This is a genomic window from Gracilimonas sp. (genome assembly GCF_040218225.1).
Classification (GTDB): Bacteria; Bacteroidota; Rhodothermia; order Balneolales; family Balneolaceae; genus Gracilimonas.
Genome location: NZ_JAVJQO010000004.1, coordinates 391,664 through 416,468, shown reverse-complemented (window position 1 = coordinate 416,468; position 24,805 = coordinate 391,664). Strand labels below are relative to the sequence as shown.

19 protein-coding genes are annotated in these 24,805 nt (G+C 43.8%); 5 read left to right on the top strand and 14 right to left on the bottom strand.

What is annotated here, in order from left to right:
• Window positions 1–15: 15 nt before the first annotated feature.
• The 3 genes from RIB15_RS05835 to glgB all read right to left on the bottom strand — a co-directional run bounded on the left by RIB15_RS05835 (window position 16) and on the right by glgB (window position 4,624).
• Window positions 16–837, bottom strand: coding sequence for a phosphosulfolactate synthase (locus tag RIB15_RS05835; RefSeq protein WP_350201214.1), 822 nt, complete (start codon window positions 835–837; stop codon window positions 16–18).
• A gap of 72 nt (window positions 838–909) precedes the next feature.
• A complete protein-coding gene (gene malQ, locus RIB15_RS05830) occupies window positions 910–2,415 on the bottom strand; it encodes a 4-alpha-glucanotransferase (RefSeq protein ID WP_350201213.1) in 1,506 nt (501 codons plus the stop codon).
• A 7-nt stretch (window positions 2,416–2,422) separates the two neighbouring features.
• Window positions 2,423–4,624, bottom strand: a complete 2,202-nt coding sequence (glgB, locus tag RIB15_RS05825) for a 1,4-alpha-glucan branching protein GlgB (RefSeq protein WP_350201212.1) — start codon at window positions 4,622–4,624, stop codon at window positions 2,423–2,425.
• A 104-nt stretch (window positions 4,625–4,728) separates the two neighbouring features.
• On the opposite strand from glgB, the gene RIB15_RS05820 reads away from it, so the two are divergent.
• Entirely contained in the window at window positions 4,729–5,955 is a 1,227-nt protein-coding gene (locus RIB15_RS05820) for an FtsX-like permease family protein (RefSeq protein WP_350201211.1), read from the top strand.
• Window positions 5,956–6,069: 114 nt separating this feature from the next.
• Here RIB15_RS05820 and RIB15_RS05815 read toward each other — a convergent pair whose 3' ends face one another.
• Window positions 6,070–7,761, bottom strand: a complete 1,692-nt coding sequence (locus RIB15_RS05815) for a UDP-N-acetylmuramoyl-tripeptide--D-alanyl-D-alanine ligase (RefSeq protein WP_350201210.1) — start codon at window positions 7,759–7,761, stop codon at window positions 6,070–6,072.
• Between the two features lie 149 nt (window positions 7,762–7,910).
• Between RIB15_RS05815 and RIB15_RS05810 the strand changes: the two genes are divergently transcribed.
• The 3 genes from RIB15_RS05810 (at window position 7,911) to RIB15_RS05800 (ending at window position 13,412) form a co-directional block, all read left to right on the top strand.
• Window positions 7,911–8,915 carry a sugar phosphate nucleotidyltransferase gene (locus RIB15_RS05810; RefSeq protein WP_350201209.1) on the top strand — a complete coding sequence of 335 codons (1,005 nt, stop codon included), beginning with the start codon at window positions 7,911–7,913 and terminating at the stop codon, window positions 8,913–8,915.
• Between the two features lie 177 nt (window positions 8,916–9,092).
• Window positions 9,093–10,274 (top strand): efflux RND transporter periplasmic adaptor subunit, encoded by a 1,182-nt coding sequence (locus tag RIB15_RS05805; RefSeq protein WP_350201208.1) that lies wholly within the window; start codon window positions 9,093–9,095, stop codon window positions 10,272–10,274.
• Window positions 10,275–13,412 (top strand): efflux RND transporter permease subunit, encoded by a 3,138-nt coding sequence (locus RIB15_RS05800; RefSeq protein ID WP_350201207.1) that lies wholly within the window; start codon window positions 10,275–10,277, stop codon window positions 13,410–13,412.
• A 173-nt stretch (window positions 13,413–13,585) separates the two neighbouring features.
• Here RIB15_RS05800 and ruvA read toward each other — a convergent pair whose 3' ends face one another.
• The 4 genes from ruvA to dinB form a co-directional block, all read right to left on the bottom strand.
• Entirely contained in the window at window positions 13,586–14,182 is a 597-nt protein-coding gene (gene ruvA, locus RIB15_RS05795) for a Holliday junction branch migration protein RuvA (protein WP_350201206.1), read from the bottom strand.
• Window positions 14,179–14,754 carry a crossover junction endodeoxyribonuclease RuvC gene (gene ruvC / locus RIB15_RS05790; protein ID WP_350201205.1) on the bottom strand — a complete coding sequence of 192 codons (576 nt, stop codon included), beginning with the start codon at window positions 14,752–14,754 and terminating at the stop codon, window positions 14,179–14,181. The genes ruvA and ruvC overlap by 4 nt, the downstream gene beginning before the upstream one ends.
• Before the next feature lie 6 nt (window positions 14,755–14,760).
• Window positions 14,761–15,594 carry an enoyl-ACP reductase FabI gene (locus tag RIB15_RS05785; RefSeq protein WP_350201204.1) on the bottom strand — a complete coding sequence of 278 codons (834 nt, stop codon included), beginning with the start codon at window positions 15,592–15,594 and terminating at the stop codon, window positions 14,761–14,763.
• Between the two features lie 207 nt (window positions 15,595–15,801).
• Window positions 15,802–16,887 (bottom strand): DNA polymerase IV, encoded by a 1,086-nt coding sequence (dinB, locus tag RIB15_RS05780; protein ID WP_350201203.1) that lies wholly within the window; start codon window positions 16,885–16,887, stop codon window positions 15,802–15,804.
• 141 nt (window positions 16,888–17,028) lie between these two features.
• Here dinB and RIB15_RS05775 point away from each other — a divergent pair, with 141 nt between their 5' ends.
• Window positions 17,029–17,817, top strand: a complete 789-nt coding sequence (locus RIB15_RS05775) for a hypothetical protein (protein ID WP_350201202.1) — start codon at window positions 17,029–17,031, stop codon at window positions 17,815–17,817.
• Between the two features lie 101 nt (window positions 17,818–17,918).
• On the opposite strand, the gene RIB15_RS05770 is transcribed toward RIB15_RS05775, so the two are convergent.
• From RIB15_RS05770 to RIB15_RS05745, 6 genes are all read right to left on the bottom strand, one after another.
• Entirely contained in the window at window positions 17,919–18,545 is a 627-nt protein-coding gene (locus tag RIB15_RS05770) for a toxin-antitoxin system YwqK family antitoxin (protein ID WP_350201201.1), read from the bottom strand.
• Between the two features lie 124 nt (window positions 18,546–18,669).
• Window positions 18,670–20,277: a peptide chain release factor 3 gene (locus RIB15_RS05765; RefSeq protein ID WP_350201200.1), complete on the bottom strand. Its 1,608-nt coding sequence runs from the start codon at window positions 20,275–20,277 to the stop codon at window positions 18,670–18,672.
• A 68-nt stretch (window positions 20,278–20,345) separates the two neighbouring features.
• Window positions 20,346–21,131: a hypothetical protein gene (locus RIB15_RS05760; RefSeq protein WP_350201199.1), complete on the bottom strand. Its 786-nt coding sequence runs from the start codon at window positions 21,129–21,131 to the stop codon at window positions 20,346–20,348.
• Between the two features lie 133 nt (window positions 21,132–21,264).
• Entirely contained in the window at window positions 21,265–21,618 is a 354-nt protein-coding gene (locus tag RIB15_RS05755) for a bleomycin resistance protein (protein ID WP_350201198.1), read from the bottom strand.
• A gap of 60 nt (window positions 21,619–21,678) precedes the next feature.
• Entirely contained in the window at window positions 21,679–23,541 is a 1,863-nt protein-coding gene (locus RIB15_RS05750) for a glycoside hydrolase family 13 protein (protein WP_350201197.1), read from the bottom strand.
• Between the two features lie 92 nt (window positions 23,542–23,633).
• Window positions 23,634–24,743 (bottom strand): hypothetical protein, encoded by a 1,110-nt coding sequence (locus RIB15_RS05745; protein WP_350201196.1) that lies wholly within the window; start codon window positions 24,741–24,743, stop codon window positions 23,634–23,636.
• Between the last annotated feature and the right edge of the window lie 62 nt (window positions 24,744–24,805).

Genomic DNA, 24,805 nt, shown 5'->3' with positions numbered 1-24,805 from the left:
ATATGCTCTCAGTGATTACTCTTCGTTAGAGATTGCGTTATTGTCTTTCATGACTTTATTGAGATCCTCATCATCATCTAATGAGTAAAAGTCTAATAGGGTATCGCCCCGCAGGCCAAGTCTCAGTGTTTCCACAGAGATGACGTCGGAGGGCTGGATATTTCCTAAGTTTACATTACTTCCAAACTTTCGAATGAACCAAACCTGCTGTTCTTTTTGCGGGGCTTCGAAAATCAATTTTTCTTCCGGTATTTGATCGGTAATTTCTTCTATTAAGCCAGAGCGGACTTCGCCATTGGGGCGAAACACACCAACGGTTCCGCTTTCACGGGCTTCACAAATAACTTTTTCGGCGCCGGCACTTAACTCTTTTTCAATAATGCGAACCCATTTGTATGGAGGAATTATGTCGTTTGGGTTTTTACTGCCTACCTCAGAATAAACGGTAAACTCTTTACTTAGTTCTTTAATGATGGCTTGTTTTCTTTCATCAGAAAGCCAGATCGTACCATTAGAGACCTCTACATACTTTATGCCATAGTTCTTCATTAGCTCTACATATCCATCCAGCTGGTCGCGAAGCACATAAGCCTCAAAAAGTGTTCCTCCAAAATAAACAGGAATACCGGCATTATGGTAAACAGCGATTTTTTCTTCCAGGTTTTGGGTGACATACGAAGTACCCCACCCGAGCTTTACAACATCAATATAGTTGGAGCAAGCTTCTACAAAGTCTTCGGCCTGACGAACACTGTATCCTTTATCCAGCCCCATAGTAAGGCCTTTGGTTCGTGGTTTTTCAGTTCGCTTGGGTAAGTGATTTAGTGAAAACGCCATATATGTATTTTAAAATATCTAAGCCTGAAATATACAAAAACACCTTCTGTATATGAAATCAAGCATTTTAGATTAAGTATTGCTGTTAATTCGTCTGTTACTTAACTCTGTGAGATGTTGTATCTGTCCTTCATCAACTTTATCTAACATCTCTTGAGTATATCTCCATAGCCAATTGCCAGAAGAAGTTCCCGGTATATTCATTCGGTGAGTACTATCTAATCCCATATAATCTTGCAGCGGGAATATAGCCTGATCTGAAACCGAAAGCATTCCTAAACGGATAAATTCCCAATGCATGTTTTCTCCTGACGAGCGTGTGTATGTCCGGGCCCGGTGCTGCTCTTCCTGGTTGGTTGTATTGTACCAGCCCAGAGCAGTGTCATTATCGTGAGTTCCTGAATAAGCTACGCTGTTTTGAGAATAATTGTGAGGCAAGAAGCTGTTTGTTGAGTCTGAATCGAAGGCGAATTGAATAATTTTCATCCCCGGGAAGTTATACTTGTCGCGAAGCTTTTCGACCCCCTCGGTCACAAAGCCAAGGTCTTCAGCGATAATGGGTAGCTCGCCACATTTTTCTAAAATAGTATCAAACAGTTTTTCTCCGGGACCGGGAACCCACTTTCCTTTTTCAGCTGTTTTTGCCGAAGCTTCTACTTCCCAATATGCGTCAAAGCCACGGAAGTGATCAACCCGAATGGCATCACAGGCATTAAACATGTGCTTAAAGCGATCTACCCACCAGGAAAACCCGTCTTTTTCAAGCTCATCCCATTTATATAGGGGATTTCCCCAGAGTTGCCCGGTTTTGCTGAAATAGTCAGGGGGCACCCCTGCAACAAGTTGTCGGTTTCCTTGTTTATCAACTTCAAAATATTTCGGGTTAGCCCAAACATCAGCACTATTGTGATCTACAAAAATAGGAATATCACCAACTACCCGGATTCTGCGATCGTTGGCATATTTCTTTAGATCGTTCCACTGATTATTGAATTCAAACTGCAACCAATACTGGAGCTTTATTTCTTCGGAAAATTTCTCCCGGTATGCTTTTAGTGCTTTTGGTTTACGCTGAGCAATATCTTTATCCCAGGTATTCCAGGGCTGTTTATCATAATGAAGCGAACAAGCCATAAACAGAACATAGTCATCAAGCCAATGTTTATTTTGCTTTTTAAAAGCATTGAAGGCCTGTTCTTCTTCTTTCTTCAGGTTTTTATAAAATCGATCGGAAGCGAGTTTGTATACCTTATCTTTATTCTCAAAGGAAGCTTCATAATCTGCACTTAAGCCGGAGGGCAACTGAATATCTTCAATCTCTTTTTGAGTTAATAACCCTTTTTTGTGCAGAATATCAGGACTAATCAGATATACATTTCCGGCAAAAGCAGAATAGCTTGCATAAGGCGAGTTTCCGTACCCCGTAGGAGTGAGCGGTAGTACCTGCCAGATGGTCTGATGTGTGCGTTCTAAAAAATCAATGAATGTGCGGGCTTCAAAACCAAAATCTCCCATCCCATATTTACCAGGAAAGGATGTTGGATGAACTAAACAACCGCAAGAGCGTGGAAACCTCATCTATATGCTAACTCTTAGGTTTTAAAATTACACCAGCCAAAGGTGGTATTGTGATTGAAATGTTTGCTTTTTGGTTATGCCAGTCTCCCCATTCGGCGTGTATCTTGTTATCTCCGGCATTACTGCCACCATAAAATTCTGAGTCACTATTGATTAACACTTCATATTCTCCCGCGTGTGGAACTCCCACCTTATAACCATAATGAACGGTAGGGGTAAAGTTAAGGATCACAATGACAAAATCTTCAGGATCTTTTGCCCTGCGTACAAAAGAAATAATACTGTTATCGGCATCACTGATATCGATCCACTCAAAACCCCGCCAGTCAGAATCGACTTCGTGCAGTGCTTTTTCTTTTTTGTTGATACCATTTAAATCTTTAATCAGAAGCTGTACGCCCTGGTGTTTTTCCCATTCCAGCAAATGCCAGTCAAGGGATCTCGACTCACTCCATTCCGACCATTGTCCAAATTCACACCCCATAAATAGCAGGTTTTTTCCAGGGTGGGTATACATATACAAATAAATGAGTCGGAGATTTGCAAACTTCTGCCAGTCGTCACCGGGCATTTTTGACAGCATTGCCTGTTTCATGTGCACTACTTCATCGTGAGAAAAAGGAAGCGTAAAATGCTCTGAAAAAGCATAAATCAAAGAAAAAGTAAGTTGGTCCTGATGGTATTTTCGGAAAATAGGATCCTTCTCAATATAGGCGAGGGTGTCGTTCATCCATCCCATATTCCACTTAAAGTCGAAGCCCAGACCGCCGGTTTCGGTTGGGCGCGATACGCCACCCCAGGAAGTAGATTCCTCGGCAAAAGTAATCACTCCGGGGAAATGGTGGTGAACGGAATCATTAAACTTTCTCAAAAAATCGATGGCTTCAATGTTTTCTCTTCCGCCATATTGATTGGGTACCCACTCCCCTTCATCCCGCGAATAATCCAGATACAGCATTGAAGCAACGGCATCAACCCTTAAGCCATCAATGTGAAATTTGTCGCACCAATAAATGGCATTAGAGATGAGGAAATTCTGAACCTCTGTGCGGCCGTAATTAAAGATGCAGGTACCCCAGTCTTTATGTTCGCCTTTTCGGGGATCGTCATGCTCGAATAGCCCGGTGCCGTCAAAGCGGCGAAGGCCATGATCATCTTTAGCAAAGTGGGCTGGAACCCAATCAACAAGTACACCAATATCATTCTGGTGACATTGATCCACGAAGTACATAAAATCTTCGGGGGTGCCGAAGCGACTGGTTGGAGCGTAATAACCCGTAATCTGATAGCCCCAGGAGGGATCGTAAGGGTGTTCAGCAACGGGAAGCAACTCAACATGAGTGTATCCTAAGTCTTTCAGATAAGGGACAAGCTGATCGGCCGTTTCCCGGTAATTCAAGAATCCAGGGTCTTCGCCTACCTTTCGGCGCCATGACCCAAGATGCATCTCATAAATGGAAATAGGTTGATCTTGCGCTTGTTTTTGCTGACGGTTTTTTAACCATTTTTGGTCTCCCCAGCTATAGTTCTCAATATCCGCAACAATGGAGGCAGTGCCGGGCCGCAGCTCAGAATAGAAAGCAAAAGGGTCCGATTTTTTAAGAGGCGGGTCTTGAACGGGCGATTTAATTTCGTATTTGTAATAATCACCTTCTTTGACGTGTGGGATAAAAAGTTCCCAGATTCCCTGGTCATGAAACTTCCTCATCCGGTGAACCCGCCCATCCCAGTTGTTAAATTCACCGATTACGCTTACACGCGAGGCGCTTGGAGCTGTAACCACAAAATGAGTTCCATCAATACCATCAATTGTTCGCTGATGGGCGCCCATAAATTCATATGCCTGATGGTGGTTTCCTTCACCCCAGAGCTGCAGGTCAAAATCACTGATTAGAGAATTAAACTGATAGGCATCTGTTATAGTGAATGAATTGCCTTTATGAGGAGTGATTTCTAACTCGTAGCTAAACCTGTTTTTTCTGCGGGCAAAGATACGCTCGAATAATCCTTTATCAGAAATACGATCCATTTCATATTTCTTTTTGCCAATAAGGATGATTACAGATTTTGCTTCCGGGCGAAAGGCGCGGAGTACTAACTTAGTCTTTCCATCAACTTCAGCATCATGAAGTCCAAGAACCGAGAAAGGATCGCCATGAGATCCATCAGATATTGATCCAATAATTTCTTTTGAAAGCGTTGAACTCATTGCTGTATTTGAATTCGAAAAGGGCGCTAAAGATACTAAAACTTTAACAAATGTCTGTCTTCATTTAAAGTGCTTTCAATTGCTTGATTCTATATTTTGTGTGTATGAAGAACTCTGGTTTTATTGCTCGGCGGTACCTGTTTTCCCGAAAACACATCTCGCTGATTTCCACACTTACCTTTATAAGCATTACCGGCATAACCATTGGTACAGCTCTGTTAATTGTGGTTTTGTCTGTTTTCAATGGTTTTTTTGATGTAATAAAAAACTTCCTGCTCTCCTACGATCCGGATGTGAGAATTGAGGCATCGGGGGCGGCTACCTTCGCACAAAACGAAGAAATGATGGAGCAAATCAGGAGCCTGCCCGAGGTGAGAGTGATTTCCCCCTATGTTGAGGGTAAGGCGCTTCTGGCTCTTGAAGGAGTTCAAAATGAAGTGGTGGATGTAAAAGGTGTAGAGCGGGATCTTTTTTTTCAGCTGGTAGATATTGAAGAAAGTATTACAACGGGTGTTTTTGATATTTCAGTGCGGGACCGTACCCCGGGAATTATAGTTCACGAAGAGCTGAAGAACAGGCTGAGGCTAAATAATGGAGATGATATTGCTCTGTTAAGTGCGGCTGGAATGAAGAATGCCCTAACCCAAATAACCGTGCCACAAACATACCGGTTTGATCTTCGCGGAGCCTATTTTTTGCAACAAGTAGCGGGCGGGCCAAAGGTGTTTGTGGACATTGAAGCAGCGAAAAGACTTTTCAGGGCACGAAATGAAATATCCGGAATGGATATTAAGCTTCAAAAAAATGAAGATGCTGAAAAAGTTAAAAAGGAGCTTCAGGCTATGCTGGGCACTGACTTCGAGATTTCTACCTGGTATGACCTCCAGAAGCCGCTGTACGATGTAATGTATCTTGAAAAATGGGGCTCTTTTGTGATTTTGATTCTTATTGTGATTGTAGCCGTGCTCAATATCATCGGCTCACTTACTATGATTGTGATTCAGAAGCAGCGAGACATAGGTATCCTAATGTCGATGGGTTACAGCAAGGCCGGTATTAAATCGATATTCAGAAAGCAGGGATTATATATTGGGTTGATTGGTTGTGGAATAGGCGGCTCGCTGGGATTATTACTAAGCTGGCTTCAAATGAAATTTGGATTGGTAAAGCTGTCTTCGGCTTTTATCATTGATGCTTACCCGGTACAGATTAGTCCTTTTGATGTGGTTATAATTCTTGCGGCGAGCTTATTGCTTTGTGTGCTGGCAAGTTGGTATCCGGCGCACCGGGCGTCTCAGGTTCAGCCCGCTGATGCGGTTCGGTATGAGTGATTGGGTGTTTAAATTATCAGGCTGGAGAAGGCTATGTTTTCTCTTAAATAAAAGTATGTATAGGTAAAAGTTGCTGAAAAACGGTAAAAAGGTCACCCATCACTTAATCACTGATCACCCCTCATTATACACATCCGGCAGGTCATTTTCGTAGAGGATGATATCGCCGGCCCGGGCATGCTTTTGAACGAGTTCATTAGCGTCGAATAAGCTACTAACAACCCGAACATTTATGGCGGCACTGTCATGTTTTTTTATTCCCTCCAAAATTGGCTTAGCTCTTTCTTCTCCCACCAAAACAACCAGGTCAAGATTTGCTTTGCCGATGGATTCGCCGAACTTTTTGTTTTCGTCTCGTTCAATTTCACCCAGTTCTACCATTCCCGGAGTTATGATAATTCGTTGTCCTGAATTAAACTGGCTCAAAATCTCCACGGCATTTTTGGCACCAACCGGGTTTGAGTTAAAAGCGTCATCAATTACAAAAAGCTCTCCTTGTTTCTTAAGCTCAAGGCGGTGTTCAACAGGTTCGATCTTGGCAGCAGCCAAAGCCATTGTTTTTAAGCGCAACCCGAAGTGATGCCCCACTCCTACTGCCAGCAATAGGTTCTGGACATTGTGAGCCCCAAGCAGTTGGGTTTGAAAGCGTTCGTATTCACTATCTATTTTAACATCGAACTCCATTCCAGAAGTGTCATAAGAAATATTGGAGCCTCGAATTGCGCCATTATCCAGCCCAGTCAATATCCGGTTTATTTCGGTGCGGTCAGCCCCCATTTGGGAAACGCGGGGATCGTCCGCATTTAGAATGGCAACATCACCGGCCACAAGGTTATCGACCAATCTTGCTTTTTCCCGGGCAATTACCTCCTGAGATCCAAAAGTTTCAAGGTGAGCAACCCCAACATTGGTAACTACGGATATATCGGGTTTGGCTATATTGCACAGCTCCTGAATGTTGCCTTCATAACGGGCACCCATTTCAAGAATTAATATTTGGTGATGAGACTGAAGATCGTTGTTGATGACCTTACAGATACCCATTGGGGTATTATAACTCCCGGGAGTGGAGCACACATTGAATCGTTCTTTCAGCAAATCCCGGATCATGAACTTGGTGCTGGTTTTACCATAGCTTCCAGTGATGGCAATTACTTTAAGGTCTGGCATGGAAGCCAGCTTCCGGCGTGCTTGTTTCTTAAACCCGTGTTGGATGTATAACTCTACAGGCCTTGTAATTAACCCGGCAATAAAAATGAAAAATGGAACTATCATGGCACCAAAAGCCCAGCCGAAAACAAGGATAGTCAAATCAAACCGCTGGAGCCCCGAAAAGTAATTAGGAAGCTGAGCTTCCAGAAAAGGAATCATTCCGGTAAATCCCAGCCAGGTAAAGAGAACAGGAAAAAAACTACAGAAAAGGGTATAAGGAATCATCAGCCGGATTACACGGGGTGTAAATACTAACGGCTTTTTAACTTTCTCTGGCTTGTATTTTGAAACAGTGCCAAACCAAAAATAGCTTATCACAAAAAAGAATACAGAGAGCGAAGAATAGGTAAAGGTGTCTAACAACCATCCGTCAAACCAGATAAAAATGAAGATGAAGACGTTCAGCAGAGCGATGTTGACAGGAATTACTTTCTCATCCCAGTGACCTTTCAGCCACTGCCAATACTCATTGTTTTTATATCCCATCTGCTGATAAGTATGTAAGAAAAAGCGCATGCGATACCAGGTATATCGCAGGAAAATGAGGCAGAACAGAATGGCGCCGGCATCAAGAAGTGTATAGTACCAGTTCAATATGTTTGATTTTAGTTAATTGTGCAGATGATAAGATATTCAGAAGTTAATAAGAGGTTAACAACGTAACAGAAAGTCGAAATTGGTTGATAACCCCCCTATATTCACCGCCACTAAATTAAATTGTTTCAAGTAACGCAGCCAAATATATGAAATTAATTATCCCAATGGCCGGTCGCGGGACCCGTGTTCGCCCTCATTCTCACACCGTTCCAAAGCCGCTTCTTCCTGTAGCAGGAACGATGATCATAGAACGCATTGTCGAGACCTTTAACCGAACATTGGATCGTGATATTACGGAGATTGTGTACATCCTGGGTCCGGATTTTGGGGAAGACATCAAACAGCCGCTGCGCGAAATGAGTGCCCGCCATAAGGCAAAGCCGATATTTGAAGTTCAGGCTGAAGCGCTTGGGACTGCCCATGCCGTTTCTTGCGCCAGCGACCATTTGGATGGCGAGGTTATCATTGCTTTTGCAGATACTATTTTTGACAGTGAAGAACCTTTTGAACTGGGCGATGCAGATAGTGTGATCTGGCTAAAAAAAGTAGAAGATCCTTCCCGTTTTGGGGTGGCCGTTTATGAAGGGGATACCATTACTGGTTTCGTGGAGAAGCCCAAAGAGTTTATCTCAGACCTCGCCATTATTGGAGTGTATTATTTCAAGAGCGGAAAAGCACTGAAAGAGAAAATCGATAAAGTAATCGGCGATGACATGCGCGGCCCGGGTGGAGAATATTTCCTCACAGCTGCCCTGGACATGATGATTAAGGAAGGCAAAGTATTCAAAACAGCCACGGTTGATGAATGGCTGGATTGCGGAACGCTGCCCGCCTGGCTGGAAACCACAGGCATCATCACTGAAAAAGAATTTAATGGGGTTGATGAAAGTAAATATCCGGGTTCCAAAATTATTCCTCCCGTATTTCTGGGTGAAGGAGTGAAAATAGAAAACAGTACGATTGGGCCTAAAGTAAGCGTGGAAGCGAATACGGTTATTAAAAACTCAAAAGTTGAAAACACCATAATCAGGGACCACGCCACGCTGGAAGGTGTGGAGACAAAAGGCTCAACCATTGGCGCGTATACTTCTCTCAAGAATGTAAAGGGAAAGGTGGATATTGGAGACCACAGCGCTTTGGACGTTGATTAGTTGCTAAGCCACATAGAGTTAGGGTATAGGCCCCGGGTTTCCGGGGCTTTTTTATTTTCTGGAAAAACGAATCAGCAGAGCTTTTATAGCCACTTTTGAACGCTGGCCATCCCATACAAGTTGAAGTTATCAGGTAACCGAAAGTTAACTTCACAATTACATTTAAGCAGTTTCTTTATGGGATGGAAAAAGACACTTATTATTTCACTATCAATTTTGGTTGGTGCTGCGGCCATTATTGTGCTTATTTTTTCAACCGAACCTGAGGCATCCCGTTCCGGGGCAACTAAAGAAACCGCGATGCTGGTGGAGGTCAATAAAGCTGAACAAGGAAATTTCACCCCAATCATACAAGCAACAGGAACGGTTCAACCCTCACAAGATATAGTACTGAGTTCCAGAGTAAGCGGCGAAGTAGTAAACCGTTCTGACAAATTCACTCCGGGAAGTTATGTAAAAAAGGGAGAGGTCTTGTTGCAGATAGACCCCTCAGATTATAGGAATGCCGTCCGTCAGGCCGAAAGTGAATTGAGGCAGGCGAAGTCTGAGCTTCAATTGGAAATGGGACTTCAAGAGGCAGCAAAGAAAGAATATAAACTGCTGGAAGACTCTCTGGCTCCAACCAATAAGGCATTGGTACTGAGAGAACCTCAACTCGAGTCAGCTAAATCTCAGGTGGCTTCAGCTGAGGCTTCTGTAGAGCAGGCAAAGCTGAATCTCCAAAGAACGACAATTAAAGCACCTTTTGATGCATATATCCTGAACAGGAATGCGAACTTAGGATCGCTGGTTGCTCCCGGACAGGATTTGGGGCGGCTTGTTGGAGTTGATTATTATTGGGTAGAGACAACCATTCCCCTGTCGAAACTGAGATGGCTGGATTTTTCTGGAGAAGAGAATTCTCCGGGTTCAGAGGTGGTAATAAGAAACCGGACAGCATGGGATGAAGGAGAAACACGTACAGGCTATCTGTTTAGAATGCTGGGATCGCTGGAAAATCAAACACGTTTGGCCCGGATACTCGTCGAAGTTCCCGACCCGATGGCTCTTGAGAGAGAAAATGATGGGAAGCCCGGATTGATTATAGGCTCATTTGTCGAAACACGGATAAAAGCAAAACCTCTAGAAGATGTCGTTCGATTAAACCGGGATTATTTGAGGGCGAATGAGACGGTATGGGTAAAAGAAGGAGATTCATTAAGCATCAGGAATGTGAGCATTCTTCTTCAGGATGCAAACTATGCTTATATCACGGAAGGGTTAGCGGGCGGAGAGCAAGTTGTTACTACAAATCTGGCCAGCGTAACAGCCGGGGCTCTGCTGCGGCTTGAGGATTCATCAACTCGTAATCCCGAATAAATGAGCCGCTCAGAGTCAAATAAAGAAGGTTTATTTTCAGGTATCATAGCCTATATGGCGAGGAAACCTATTGCAGCAAACTTATTGATGATCATTTTGCTGGGCGGTGGAATCTGGACGATGTTCAACATCCAGAAAGAGGTTTTCCCACAATATGCGCTCGACTTTGTTGATGTAAGTGTGGTTTATCCCGGAGCTGCACCTGCTGAAGTTGAGCAGGGAATATTGCGGCCTGTAGAAGAGGCAATCCGTGGAGTACAGGGAATTAAAGAAATTACTTCAACAGCTGAAGAAGGCTCCGGAAGCGTCTCAATTGAGTTAGTTAGCGGGGCTGACCGGATGCAGGTTTTTCAGGATATTGATCAGGCAGTGAACCGGATCAATACATTCCCGGATGATATCGAGGAACCCGAGGTGCGACTTCAGTCAAATCAGCGGGAAGTAATTGAAATAGGTTTATTCGGGGAAACGGATATCTGGGTGCTGAGAAAGCTCGCAGAACAGTTGCGCGACCAATTGTTGAGTACCGAAGGAATTACACAAGTTGAAATCGGGGGAGTGCCTGATTACGTAACTCACATTGAAATTCCCCGGCAAAAACTGCTTGAGTATGATCTCACGCTTGTTCAGGTTGCGGATATTGTAGCCCAATCAAGCCGGGATGTTCCAGCCGGAGCCATTGAAACAACCGGTGGTGAAATATTACTCCGCATGCAGGAGCGCAAGCAGTGGGCGGATGAATTCAGCCAAATTGAAATAATCTCATCCCAAAATGGCGGAACAGTCCTTCTTGGAGATATTGCAGAAATAAGAGATGGTTTTGAGGAGGTTGGGCTGCCCTCTCAGTTCAACAGGCAGACATCGGTAGAAGTACAGGTTTACCGAATCGGAAACCAATCACCACTGGAAATTGAGGAAAAAGTTCTCCGGGTTTTTGAAGAAGCTAAAGCCGGCTTTCCTCCGGGCGTTCAGTACCGTATTGATGGTAACACAGCTCAGGATTACAGGGAAAGACTCGCCCTGCTTACAGAAAATGGTTTACTCGCTATCATAATTGTATTGGTGATCCTGGCGTTATTTCTGGAATACCGCCTCGCCTTTTGGGTGATGATGGGGATGACTATCTCATTTGTTGGGGCAATTCTCTTTCTTCCACTCATTGGTTTGAGCATCAACATGATCTCCATGTTTGGGTTTCTGGTTGTGTTGGGAATTGTTGTGGATGATGCCATTGTAGTAGGAGAAAACGTCTATGAATATCGCCAACAAGGTATGAGCAACATTGAGGCGGCTATAGCCGGAGCAAAAGATATCAGCAAGCCGGTGACTTTCAGTATACTGACCAATATAATCGCCTTTGTTCCTCTTCTGTTTATCCCAGGCGTGACCGGTAAGTACTGGTGGCCTCTTCCCGCTGTGGTAATTGTGGTTCTGGCCGTTTCGTTGTTTGAGGCATTATTCATACTTCCGGCTCATCTTGGCCATAGTGCAAAGAAAAACCCTTTTAGAATTGGAGAGAAAATCGAAGGCTGGCAACAGGCTTTCGCTGCAAAATTCAACCATTTTATTGACACATATTATCGTCGTTTTTTGGAGCTGTGTCTCCGTAACCGATATGTAACCTTAAGTACAGCCATCGCATTATTGGTGATTGTAGGCGGATATGGGTACAGCGACCATATGGGTATGGTACTTATGCCGGAGCAGCCTGCAGATGAAATCGAGGGAGGAATCAGCCTGCCGGTTGGAACTACAAATGCGCAAGCGGCCCTTGTTGCTGAGGATGTGACTAATGCCACTTACGCTATGTTCCAGGAGTATAATTTATTTGAACAGGCAGAAGGAATCAAAACGAATGTTCGCGGACAAAGCTTTATCGATGTCGAAATCGTGATGAAGCCTCCGGCTGAACGCACCATGAGTACTCAGGAAGTCATAGAGCTTTGGCGGGATAATATTGGTGACATCCCGGGTGTGGATCAAATTACTTTTGAAGCGGAAGCAGGTCCGGGCGGATATCAGCAGGATATTAGTGTAGACCTCAGTCATTCTGATATTGAAGTCTTGGAAGAGGCCAGCCAGGCTTTTTTGGAAAGAGTAGAATCTTTTGATGCTACCAGAGACGTAAACGATAACTATAACCGGGGAAAAACCCAGTTTGATTTTAAGCTGCTTCCGGAAGGCAGAAAGCTTGGGTTAACTTCCTCGGAAGTGGGCGAGCAGGTTCGTAATGCTTTTTATGGGGCTCTGGCTACACGTCAGCTTCGGGGAACCAATGAAGTAGAAGTTCGGGTAAAGCTTCCGCTGGAAGAACGCAGAGATATTTACAACCTGGAAGATTTTGTTATTCAAACCGATGATGGAACCGAAGTGCCGCTTCTTGATGTGGTGAAAATTGAACAGGGTGAGGCATTTACGAGCATCAACCGAAGAGATGGCCGTCGTGTGGTTACTGTTGGCATGGATGCCGTTCCTTCTAACGCCGTTGGCCGGGTTTTGGAATCCATTCAAACAGAAGTGCTGCCGCAACTCAGGCAGGATTTTCCCGGGATTACCTGGAGCTTTGAAGGAAGTCAGGCCGAGATGCGAGAATCTACAAAGGCATTATGGGGTGGGTTTGCCTTGGCTTTAATGATTATTTATGCACTGCTGGCCGTAGCCTTTAATAGCTATGCTCAGCCACTAATTGTGATGGGAGCGATACCCTTTGGTATCGTTGGGGCTGTGATTGGCCACATTTTACTTGGGTATGATTTGTCTCTTGTAAGTTTGATGGGTGTGATAGCTTTATCCGGAGTTGTGTTGAATGATTCGCTGATTATGATCGATTTTGCCAACAAAAAAAGGACAGATCATTCTGCCTTTGATGCTATACATGAAGCCGGCTTGCGGCGCTTCCGGCCAATTATGTTAACAACTTTGACCACTTTTGGCGGCCTGACTCCCATTATTTTAGAAACTTCTATTCAAGCTACTCAATTGATACCAATGGCCATTTCACTAGGTTTTGGAATCGTGTTTGCGACCTCAATTATTCTTGTTTTGGTTCCTTGCTTGTATATGATTTTGGAAGATGTGATTAATGCATTTATGGGAGATGCAGTCACTGTTGGAGAGCCGCAAGTTGCCGGAGAATAGAGATCGCTATTTGTCAAAGAGTCATTGCGAAGAGACTTTTACCTTATAGAGGGGCTAAAGGTTAACGGCGTGGCGATCTCCGATAATTAACCTTATTGCTGGGTCTGGGAGATTATTTCGTAATCCATATTTTGAGTTTCAAGCTCCTCATAATGAAGCAAATTACAAACAAGCTATTTATTCAAACTGGCGAGAGCTTTCTTAATGACTACAGAGGCATCGTCGCTGCCGGTATCTTTAATAGCTTTGAGAACAGCCTGTTCTGACTCCTTCTTCTTAAAGCCAAGCGACTCGAGAGCAGAAATAGCCTCTCCCGTAACACCAGCTTCTTTTGAGCCCGTTGGAGTAACTCCGGCAGAAACGGCATATTCAGCCAGCTTGTCTTTCAGCTCAACAATAATGCGCTCCGCTGTTTTCTTGCCGATCCCCGGAACTTTGGAAAGAGTGGCAGCATCCGATCCGGTGATCGCTCCAATTAGCTGATCTGCCGGTAAGCCGGAGAGAATAGTAAGCCCTAATTTTGGACCCACGCCTTTCACGGTAATCAGTTTTTCAAACAAGGCTTTTTCATCGGTTGAAAAGAAGCCAAACAGGCGTTCATCGCTGTCGGTAATATGATGATAGGTCAGCAGTTTTACTTCTGATCCGGCGCTTTCCAGTTGTTCCTGTGTGATAGAGGAGATTTCAACCCGGTAGCCCACGCCCTGAACGTCGAGGGTCACAATCCCTTCCTTCTTTTCTTCGATGTATCCTTTTAAAAATGCAATCATAAACCTTTCACTCTATCTGGATTATCCTCTACAAAACTGGCCCAATCCCCTTTTTTATTATTTTGATGTGTTTTCTTTTTAGCTGAACCGGAGATTCCCTGCCCTTTCATTAAATGACACCAGGCAACAGCTAAGGCATCGGTAGCATCATTGGATAATTTCTCATCAGGCAGCTTCACCATCTTGTTCAGCATAAAAGCCACCTGCTCCTTGCTGGCGTTTCCGTTTCCTGTAATAGACTTCTTCACTACTTTGGGAAAATACTCGGTGACCTCTCTTCCGGAATTCTTAATGGCTAGCATAGCGGCTGCCTGTGCCCGGCCCAGCTTAAGCATCGCCATGGGGTCAACCCCATAAATAGGGGTTTCTACGGCACAAGAGGTAGGCTGATTGGATTGGATGATGCCTGAAATCTTATCAAAAATAACCTGTAATCGCTCGGCATGATCATCAATATCGGCCATTCGGATTACATCACACCGCAGGGCGATCAGCTTTCCGTTTTCTTCCGTCAACAGGGCATAACCAGTGTTTCGGGAGCCGGGATCAATACCGAGGATTATATCAGGCATAGATTATTATTCGTCTTTGTCGCCATAAATTTTTGCGAGATCATCAATCATTTCTTCCGAAATACCAGAGTTTACAAATCCTCCGTCGTGGAAGAGGTTCTGCATGGTTACTTTACGGGTCAGATCAGAGAATAGAGTCAAACAGTAGTCAGCACATTCATCCGCTGAAGGATTCCCCATAGGGGCGATCATGTCGGCAAAGGTGTACATGCCATCAAAGCCTTTAATACCAGTGCCGGCAGAGGTCTTGGTTGGAGCCTGTGAAACTGTATTTACACGAATGCCTCGTTTTGCAAGTCGGCTTCCGTAATTTCGGGCAATGCTTTCCAGCAGCGCTTTGGCATCATTCATATCTGAATATTTAGAGAAAATTCGCTGTGCCCCGATGTAGGAAAGAGCAACAATACTTCCTCCGTCATTCAGAATTTCTGCTTTTTCAGCATGGTGAAGAACGCGATGAAGAGAGATGGCAGAAATGTCCAGCGTTTGCTGCAGCCAGTGATAATTAAGGTCCGTGTATTCTTTTTTCTTGCGAACATTAGGCGACATACCAATAGCGTGCAGAATAAAATCAACGCCTCCCAGGTGTTCTTTGGTTTTGGCCATCAGGTCTTCTATTTCATCATCCTTGGTCACATCACATGGGATGATTGGCGCGCCTGTTTCTTCGCCGAGGGCATCCAGGGCTCCCAGACGCAGGGCAACGGGAGCATTTGAAAGTACAAAGTCAGCTCCTTCTCGCTTACAAGCCAATGCAATTCTCCAGGCAATGCTTCGATCGTCCAGCGCACCGAATATGATTCCTTTTTTTCCTTTTAGTAATCCGTAACCGTCACTCATTTTTTGTCAATTTCTTTGGGTTGATTGTGATGTGGGGAAATTCACGATTATATCGGTAAAATGATAGTTATGTGTTGATAAAGTGGTAGTTGAAAGTTGATAGATTAAAAATTGATGTTGTCACTTACTAAGATCAATAACCTTATAAAGCGACCTTAAATTTAGGATAATTAAATATGGCACAATCACCCTATCAACTTTCAACTCTCAAAATGACAGCTCCAATTGTTCATATACGGTTTTCTCATTCAGATTTAAATTTGATAGCGTAATTCCCAGCAGTCGTACAGACCGGCTGCCCACATCGGTTTCCTCGAGTAGCTTTCGAACTACTTCAGTGATATCAGAATACCGGTTGGTAAAATGAGGAAGTGAATAACTCCGTGTGATGGTGTCAAAGTTTTTGTAGCGGACTTTCAGGGTGATGGTTTTACCGGCCGCATTGATCTTCTTCATGCCTTCTGAAATGGTTTGGGCAAGCTCGTCCAGGAAGTTGTTAATCCACTCCAGGCTGTCGATATCCTCCGAAAAAGTTCGCTCTTTACCATAGGATTTTCGAACGCGGTGGGGTTTTACTTCCCGGTGATCAATACCGCGGACAATGCGATAGTAAAACCGGCCGGATTTGCCGAAGGCTTTAACGAGGTCAATTTCAGTCCATTTCTTTAAGTCGGCCCCGGTCTTAATCCCAACGGCATGCATCTTTTTCTGAGTGGCCTTCCCAACTCCAAAAAACTGCTTGATATCAAGCTCTTCCAAAAAAGCCTCTGCCTTTTCAGGGGTGATGAGGGTTAATCCATCCGGCTTGTTGATGTCGGAAGCGACTTTAGCCAGGAATTTGTTATGAGCTACGCCTGCAGAAGCTGTCAGCCTGGTGACTTCAAAGATCCTTTCTTTAATCTGTTTGGCGATCAATGTAGCCGAGGGAATGTCTTTGTGGTTTTCGGTGACATCGAGAAAGGCTTCATCCAAAGAAAGAGGTTCTACCAAATCTGTGTATTCAAAAAAGATCTCCCGAATTTGTTGGGATGCTTTTTTATAGGCATCAAAACGAGCTTTCACAAAAATACCATGGGGACAAAGGCGTACAGCCTGAGATGCAGGCATTGCCGAATGAACACCAAATTTTCTTGCTTCATAACTGCAAGTAGCTACAACACCCCGGCCACTTGGAGAGCCTCCCACAATCACCGGTTTCCCCTGCAAATCAGGATTATCCCGCTGTTCTACAGCAGCATAAAAGGCATCCATGTCAACATGGATAATTTTGCGAATGGGAAAACCTGAACTCATAACATAAATTACACATATGCGCTCATATTAGAAAGCGTTTAATTTCTTTAAATGAACAGTAGTGCAATCATTAATAGGGAACAATATCGATAACCTGCTCATTTAAATAAGTGAATAGAAGAAAACAATGAATTATTCATAATGAAATTATTGACAAAAAAGACAGTACTAAGCATGTTATTGATGGCAATATGTGTGTTCAGCACAGGCTGCCTGGACAACTCAACCGGCAACGACGACAATGAGGTTCTTTACTCACATGTTGAAAGCCCGGGCCTTTCAGCCAATGATTTTCTTTCTGGTGAGACCTTTACATCATTGGAAGTGGAGGTCGATTATATGCAGGGCTTTGCACCTAATGAAGAAGCCCTCGACAGCCTGGAGGCCTTTTTTAAACAACGACTGAATAAGCAATCAGTTTCCATTAATGAGCCCACAGAAATACCGGCGGTTGGTGAAGCTTCTTATACTGCCAGCCAAATACGTGCACTGGAAGAAGAGAATCGGGACCACTATACATCTGTTGAAGACAGTACACTAAGAGCTTACATCATTATTGTAGATGGACAGTATGAAGATGGCAATGTGCTTGGAATAGCTTATTACAATACATCAAGTGCATTTTTTGGCGCCACCTATGAACAGGTAAGCGGTCCTGGTTTTGGAGAACCCTCGAGAAGGTTAACGGAATCCATTTCATACCGGCATGAGTTTGGGCACTTATTTGGATTGGTAAACATTCCCGGTTCCGGAACAGAAATGCAGACGAATCATCAGGATACAGAAAATGGCCGGCATTGTGATAATGACAGCTGTCTGATGTACTATGCCATGGAAAATGCGGGACTATTCGACCAGTTTCTTGGAGAGGAAATACCAGCTTTAGACGCTAACTGTGTTGCCGATTTGCAAGGCAACGGTGGCAGATAAGAAGAACTCCGAACAAGGAACATCCAACTTCGAACATTAAAAGTTGGGTGTTTGGCATTAGCGGTTCTTGCCCTTGTTTTAATCTCTTTATTATCAAATAACTAAAGTTCTTTTTGAGAGAATAGTTTACCCTCTTTATACTCAATTTCTCCCTTCTTCGAGCCATCTTTGTTATAAACTAAAACCGTTCCATGATATACATTGTTGTCGTTGTTGAAGGGTATTATGGTTTTGATATTACCGTTATCAAAATAGTTGGTTTCCACGGAATTCTTATAGCTTGCAATCACATTACCTTCCTGATTGTAGATATCTCCGGAGCCTTCCTGAAATGTCATTTTTAGTGAACCATCTTTAAACCATGCCCGGCTTTCAATTTCTTCATTCTTATCAAAGCGAGCAAGAAATGCAGGTTGTCCGTCAGCATAAAACTTTTCGATACGAACCATATAACCATTTTTAATAGTCCACTTTCCAACTTCGCCGGTTTCATACTTTTTTGAATGAGTTCCCGTATAAGGCTCTTTTGAGCTTGGGTCAAACAATCGATAGGGAAAGCTCTGACTTCTAACATACATGACCTGGCGACTATTTTTTGGAGAATAGGTGTTTTCTGCAAGCAAAGTCACTTCATCAGTGAGAGAAAAGGAATGAAATTTGCCAGGATTTTGCGTGCAGGCTGTGGATAATAAAATTCCATACACAACAAAGATAATCAGTTCTCTCATAATTTTAAGGTTATTTAGCCAATAAATGAATAACCTAAATACATATGAAATAGTCAACTAACTCTAATCGCACCAGTATACAACTTCGAACGTTAAAAAGTTGGGTGTTCGGCGTTCGATGTTCTTACCCTTGTTTGAACTTGAAGAGATTTTCAGCGCCTACTTTTTCCTCACCTTGTGAAAGAGCATACTGAGAATCGAACAGTACAATGGGATTTTCTTCCATGTCTTTGGTGACATGGGTGGAATAGCTGGCCTCCAGTTTTTCAATCACATCATCCCGGTCGTTGGGCAACCAGCGGGCACAAAAGTATGAGACGGGGGTTTTGATGAGCTCCACCCCATATTCCGTAAGCATACGGTGTTCCACTACTTCAAACTGAAGCACACCTACGGTTCCAAGTAACAATTCATTTCCAACCCCATTTGGCACTTCAAATACGTGGACCACACCCTCTTCAGAAAGCTGTTTTAAGCCTTCTCTCAACTGTTTTCGCTTAAAGGGGTCTTTAGTGGCTACTTTCTGGAAATGTTCGGGAGTAAAGAGAGGAATTACATCAAACTTAACCTCATTCTTTTCAAAAATAGTGGTTCCAATGCGGAATGAGCCGGGGTTAAAAATAGAGACGATATCTCCGGGATAAGCATCTTCCAGCAACTGCCGGTCGTCACCCATCAAAGTATGAGGGGTCGACATTTTCACCTTCTTGCCACTTCCGGCTATGATTACCTGTTGACCACGTTCAAACCTTCCGGAAGCCACTCTAATAAACGCAGCACAATCACGGTGATCAGGATTCATGTTGGCCTGCATCTTGAAGATAAATCCGGAGAAGCCGTCGTTAAGATCGCGTGCCAAACCTTCAGGAGTTTTGTACTGCTGAGGGTGAGGGGCAAGCTGGTGAAAGTAATTAAGGAATACATCCAGCCCAAAGTTGTGCAGGGCCGAGCCGAAAAATACCGGCGTTACCTTACCGGTTGCATATGCTTCGCGATCCATGTTTTCGTACATGTCATCGATCAGCATTACTTCTTCTTCAAAAGCCTCTTTTTCTACATTCGACATAGAAGAAGCCTCGATGGCGTCTTGAAGATCAAGCACTTCAGTAACGGCCTTCTTGGCTCCATGCTCTGTCTTTTGATACATGTGTACTTTCTTCTCAATCACATCATAAATACCCTGAAATTTTTGTCCATAACCCATGGGCCAGCTGGCTGGTACGGCTTCAATCCCTAGTTTATTTTCAATGTTGCTAAGCACTTCAAGAGGCTCCATACCGGGGCGGTCACACTTGTTCACAAACGTGATGACCGGGACTTCCCGGAGCTTACATACTTCAAATAATTTCTCGGTTTGCTCCTCTACTCCTTTGGCTACGTCAATCACCATCAGGCCGGAGTCGGCTGCAACAAGGGTTCGGAGCGTGTCCTCAGAAAAATCTTTGTGACCCGGGGTATCCAGCAGGTTGTATTTGATGCCGTCTTTCTCAAACCGGAGTACGGATGATGTTACCGAGATTCCGCGTTCCTGCTCAATCGACATCCAGTCGGAAGCAGCATGACGTGTAGCCTTTCGGGCGCGGATAGAACCGGCCTCGTGCAAAGCTCCACCATACAGCAAGAGCTTTTCGGTAAGAGTGGTTTTACCCGCATCGGGGTGCGATATAATGGCGAAGGTGCGTCGCTTTTTCGCCTCTTTGATGATTTTTGATTCGGCTGTGGCCGTGCTCATAGTACTTTTTGACTGCTTGATTAAGCTTTAAAGATACGGCCTTTTAAGTGAAGTTTGTAGTGTGGCGACTAATCTAAATGGGAGCTTAAATCTAAAGTAAATGTACGTCCATAAGTTCTGTCCTTAGCCTGTACTTCTACATAACCGTGATAGATTTTCTGGAGACTATCTGGTATAAAATAATATTCATTATCTGATCCCCCGTGATCTTTGAAATCATAAATAAACCTTTTTTTACTTAGCTCTTTAAAATCAAGGGTTGGACTCAAAGTCCACCAGGCACTAAAGTCGTTGTAACTATTAATAGTTACTTCAGGGGAGTAATGAGCCAATAATTGAATCCGTGGATAATGTGGCTCCACGGAAAGAATCTGAACACTATCGATACGCCCCGTAGAAGGAAATCGGGCTCTTTGTCTTTCTTGCTCAACAGGTCCGGTTACCACATTTGTATTAAAAGTAAGAAAAACAGGATAGTAGTCCCCAATACCATTTCTTGTTAAATAGGCTCCCCCAACAACGGTGCCAGTAAAAAGACCGGGCTTTTTCCCAATCATGAATACAGAGTTTCCCTGGCGGTAAAATTCGAGGTTTTCAGAATTAGTTATGAAGGTTCCTAAATTAGGTTTAGAGCCATAATCTTCACAATTATAGCTGTATTCCCAATATTGATTTACATCAAAAAAAACGGTATCGCCAACCGAAATGGTTTGATCGGGAACGGGGTAAGTGGAAAAAGTTCCGGCCTTTTCAGGTCCAAAAAACTGAAATGAGCATTCAAAACCATTGGCTACAAAGCACCCGGGGAGAAAGCATATAATCAGAAGCAAATAGCAGTATAAAACCCTCGGCATGTGTAAACCCCTCGTTATCTTCCTCAATGTAATTAAAAATTGGCAAATAGGGAATGCAGGAGGCCTGAAGCAATTGGATGATGGGGTGGGACTTATTTAGTTTTGTGCCTGACGCTCTGAGTTGGCAGGAAGGTTAAATCTGTTGTCCAAATCGAATCAGGTTGCCGAAATTGTCAAGGATGGCAAATTCACGCATGCCCCAGGGATGATCTTCCAGTTTGCTGTTGGGGTGAATCACTCCTTGTGGCTCATATTCTTCGAATAGCTCCTCTACTCCAGATTCCAAATAAATATAACAGCTGGTGTTTTTTGGGAAGATCTCATCGTCACAGTGCCAGAAGTGAATAGGAATCTGGTCACGGACCACAATACCGTATCCTTCATCACAAAAGGTCCTTCGAAAACCCAACGTCTCCTCATAAAACTGAACCGAAACAGGAATATCGAGAGAGGCTAAAACCGGCCCGGCTGTTTTGAACTTGGTCATGATTTTGGATTTGATTTGTGGTGTCTCAATCTACTACGTCATTACAAGGAAAAGAGTTACTTACCTTAACTCCCAAATCGCAGTCGTTTTGCCCTGCACTTCAAAATCACCCGTCACGTCTATTTCTTCTCCCGAAACTACATTGACCCCACGGTCAAAACCATTTAGGATTTCGGCAAAACGAGTGCGGTTAAATGTATAAGGCTCGTCGTTCGCGTTCATAACTATCATTACGGTTTGCTCTTCGTGAACCCGGAAATAGACATAGGTATTATTTTCAGGAACAAAATGGACAAGTTTGCCTTCGTGAATCGCTACGGCAGCTTTCCGCCATTGGGTTAGCTTGGTTATATAATCCATAATCTCATTCTCCTTGTCGGTACGCCCTTCTTTGGTAAATACGCTACGGTCGTCATCGGGCCAGCCACCGGGCATGGTTTGTCGCCAGCCTTCGTCATCGCCTCCCCGGTTTTCGTGAGCCATCATCAGCTCGGTTCCGTAATACACCTGTGGAATTCCTCGCGTGGTCATCAAAAAAGCATAAGCCATTTTGAAGTAGTCTTCATCCTTCCCCACCGTTTCATAAATGCGCCCCATATCGTGATTATCCAGGAAGTTAACGTTCAGCATGGGGTCGGCATATATAAAATCCTGAGAGAGTACGTAATACAATTTACTGAGTCCGTTCAGCCAGCCAAAGTCTTCGTTAAAAGCCTGCCGAATGGCGTTGGCAATTTGAAAATCGGTTACGCTGGGGAGATTTGAATCATAGCCGTCATCCACGCCGGGTTCGTCATATTGCCAGTAGGCTTCGGCAGGAACGGTATTCACCCACGACTCTCCCACAATATTAAAATCCGGATAAGCTTCCAGTACTTCCTTTGCCCATCGAGCCATATACTGCTGGTCGGGATATACATAGGTATCCATGCGGATGCCATCGATTCCGGAATACTCAATCCACCAGAGGGTATTTTGAATGAGGTAATCAGCCAGCAATTTATTCTTTTGATTCAGGTCGGGCATCTCTTTTACAAACCACCCGTTCATCAATTTATCAGAGTCATATTTCGAGGCATAAGGATCGGAGGCCACGGCTCCGCGGAAATTCGTGGTTCCATACTTTTCGATATCATGCACCCAGTCGGAAGTGGGTAAGTCGTTCATCCACCAGTGCCGGTCGCCAATATGATTGTGAATCATATCCATGATCACTTTCATGTCTTTTTTATGGGCTTCTTCCACCAGCTTTTTGTATTCCTCATTGCTTCCATAACGACGGTCAACACGATACAGGTCGGTGGCAGCATATCCGTGATAAGCACCATATTCAGCGGCCATATCATTTTCGATAATAGGGGTGAACCAGATGGCCGTCATGCCCAAATCTTTAATATAGTCCAGGTGATCTATCACTCCCTGTATGTCTCCTCCCTGCCTGCGTTCGGGGTCGGAGCGATCAGCGGCTTCCAGCATGCCTTCAATAGTATCATTGGTTGGATCTCCATTGGCAAACCGGTCGGGCATCATGAGGTAGATTACATCTGAGGCATCAAAACCCTGATGCCTGCCTTCGTCAGATTCGCGGGTTTTTAACTCGTAATTCAGGGTGATACTTTTCCCTTCTCTGCTTAGGGTAATAGACATAGTTCCGGCTTGGGCCTGCTCAGAAATTTCAAAATACAGGAATAAGTAGTTGGGGGAATCAACGGCATCCTGACGGGTAATTTTTACCCCGGGATATTCAACCGAAGCGCGATAGTGGCCAAGCTCTTCTCCGTACAGCTGAAGCTGAAGTTCATTCACCGGCATTTCAATCCACCAAAAAGGCGGGTCCACAATCTGGATTTCTTTTGGAGTCTGAGCCCGGGCTACAATTGATAAAAAGAACAGGAACAGAAAAAGGGTATAAACTTTCTTCATGATGAATAGGATCTTTACTTAGTGCCAACGCCAACTATAATAAAGATCAGTTCACACATTTTCTCATATAAATGCTTACATGGAGAGCCGGATTATTGTGTAAGTCGGAAAATCTGCTCATCAACTCTGGTTAATCCGTAATGCAGAGTGTCTGCTTCATAGATTTCAATAAGATTCAGATTGCCGCCATCCAATTCATAGTTGAAAATACGCTCACTTCCAGTTCCCCGAGGCTTTAGAGTAATTTCCAGGTCTTCCTGATTTATGGAAATTGAATAAGGTTTAGAGTTATGGTCGTATCGGATGTAGGCGAGATTATTATAGTCTATCACAAGGTATTGCCAGGCATTTTCTCTGAATGAAGGCTCCTGAGTAGTGACTTTATAAATCCCAAAAAGTTCCGGTTTGGGTGGATTTAGAAATGGAGTGAATGGAAGCACAGTGCTTATCACAAAACCAAGAATAACGGCGGTAACCATGGTTCTTTTTACCCATTTAGTTAGGTTTAAAAACCATAAAGATTGAATTGGAGGCTCGAAAACCCGGGCTTCGGTCTCTTTGTTGAACACAAAAACATTCAGAATCCGCTTGTAGTCAAAAGCAGCAAGAATCAGGGAAAAGACAAATAAATGTGTCGCGAGGTTTTTAACGGGGACATCAAACGTAAAATTCATAAGTGCTACATTCGACATAACCCCAGCAATGAGCAACGCACCAAGTGTTGTTGTCTTCCGGAATAATAGAAAAAATCCTCCGGCGACTTCCATCAGCCCGGCAAAAATTTGATAAACGCCTGAATATCCCATGAAGGTCCAAAGAAGCCCCATTGGGCTAAGTTCACCTACCGGCATAATCAGGCGCTCAAGGGTTGGCCCGGAAAACTGAATCATAGCTACTTTGGCAAGTCCATAAACCATCATGTTTATGAAGAGCAATGATCTGATGCCTAATTTAAGCAAATAAACCTGAGAAGAATGCGGTGAGCCTTGCCGACTAAAAAAATGCCAAATAGTTGCGCCGGCTAAACTGAGTCCAAGCCTGATGATCAAAAGCTTTTGTTGAGAAAGCTGAAGTTCATCTGGTTCAATTACACCCAGCAAAGCAGCTAACCATACAACTGGCAGGATGTATAAAAGCAGATATACGCTCACAAAGCGAAAAAGAAATGATTGAAGAGAAGTCCGATTATTATCTGGTGTCATAAAAAAGTCCCGATTTAATAGAGTATCGGGACTTACACGAACTCTGTTATAAAAGGTTTAAC

Excerpts from the sequence above, each read along its gene's own strand:
- RIB15_RS05805 (WP_350201208.1), top strand. The coding sequence starts at position 9,093 with ATGGGATGGAAAAAGACACTTATTATTTCACTATCAATTTTGGTTGGT.
- RIB15_RS05785 (WP_350201204.1), bottom strand. The coding sequence starts at position 15,594 with ATGAGTGACGGTTACGGATTACTAAAAGGAAAAAAAGGAATCATATTC.
- RIB15_RS05820 (WP_350201211.1), top strand. The coding sequence starts at position 4,729 with ATGAAGAACTCTGGTTTTATTGCTCGGCGGTACCTGTTTTCCCGAAAA.
- RIB15_RS05800 (WP_350201207.1), top strand. The coding sequence starts at position 10,275 with ATGAGCCGCTCAGAGTCAAATAAAGAAGGTTTATTTTCAGGTATCATA.
- RIB15_RS05755 (WP_350201198.1), bottom strand. The coding sequence starts at position 21,618 with ATGACCAAGTTCAAAACAGCCGGGCCGGTTTTAGCCTCTCTCGATATT.
- RIB15_RS05750 (WP_350201197.1), bottom strand. The coding sequence starts at position 23,541 with ATGAAGAAAGTTTATACCCTTTTTCTGTTCCTGTTCTTTTTATCAATT.
- RIB15_RS05835 (WP_350201214.1), bottom strand. The coding sequence starts at position 837 with ATGGCGTTTTCACTAAATCACTTACCCAAGCGAACTGAAAAACCACGA.
- RIB15_RS05745 (WP_350201196.1), bottom strand. The coding sequence starts at position 24,743 with ATGACACCAGATAATAATCGGACTTCTCTTCAATCATTTCTTTTTCGC.
- RIB15_RS05775 (WP_350201202.1), top strand. The coding sequence starts at position 17,029 with ATGAAATTATTGACAAAAAAGACAGTACTAAGCATGTTATTGATGGCA.
- RIB15_RS05810 (WP_350201209.1), top strand. The coding sequence starts at position 7,911 with ATGAAATTAATTATCCCAATGGCCGGTCGCGGGACCCGTGTTCGCCCT.
- RIB15_RS05770 (WP_350201201.1), bottom strand. The coding sequence starts at position 18,545 with ATGAGAGAACTGATTATCTTTGTTGTGTATGGAATTTTATTATCCACA.
- ruvC (WP_350201205.1), bottom strand. The coding sequence starts at position 14,754 with ATGCCTGATATAATCCTCGGTATTGATCCCGGCTCCCGAAACACTGGT.
- ruvA (WP_350201206.1), bottom strand. The coding sequence starts at position 14,182 with ATGATTGCATTTTTAAAAGGATACATCGAAGAAAAGAAGGAAGGGATT.
- dinB (WP_350201203.1), bottom strand. The coding sequence starts at position 16,887 with ATGAGTTCAGGTTTTCCCATTCGCAAAATTATCCATGTTGACATGGAT.
- RIB15_RS05760 (WP_350201199.1), bottom strand. The coding sequence starts at position 21,131 with ATGCCGAGGGTTTTATACTGCTATTTGCTTCTGATTATATGCTTTCTC.
- malQ (WP_350201213.1), bottom strand. The coding sequence starts at position 2,415 with ATGAGGTTTCCACGCTCTTGCGGTTGTTTAGTTCATCCAACATCCTTT.
- RIB15_RS05765 (WP_350201200.1), bottom strand. The coding sequence starts at position 20,277 with ATGAGCACGGCCACAGCCGAATCAAAAATCATCAAAGAGGCGAAAAAG.
- glgB (WP_350201212.1), bottom strand. The coding sequence starts at position 4,624 with ATGAGTTCAACGCTTTCAAAAGAAATTATTGGATCAATATCTGATGGA.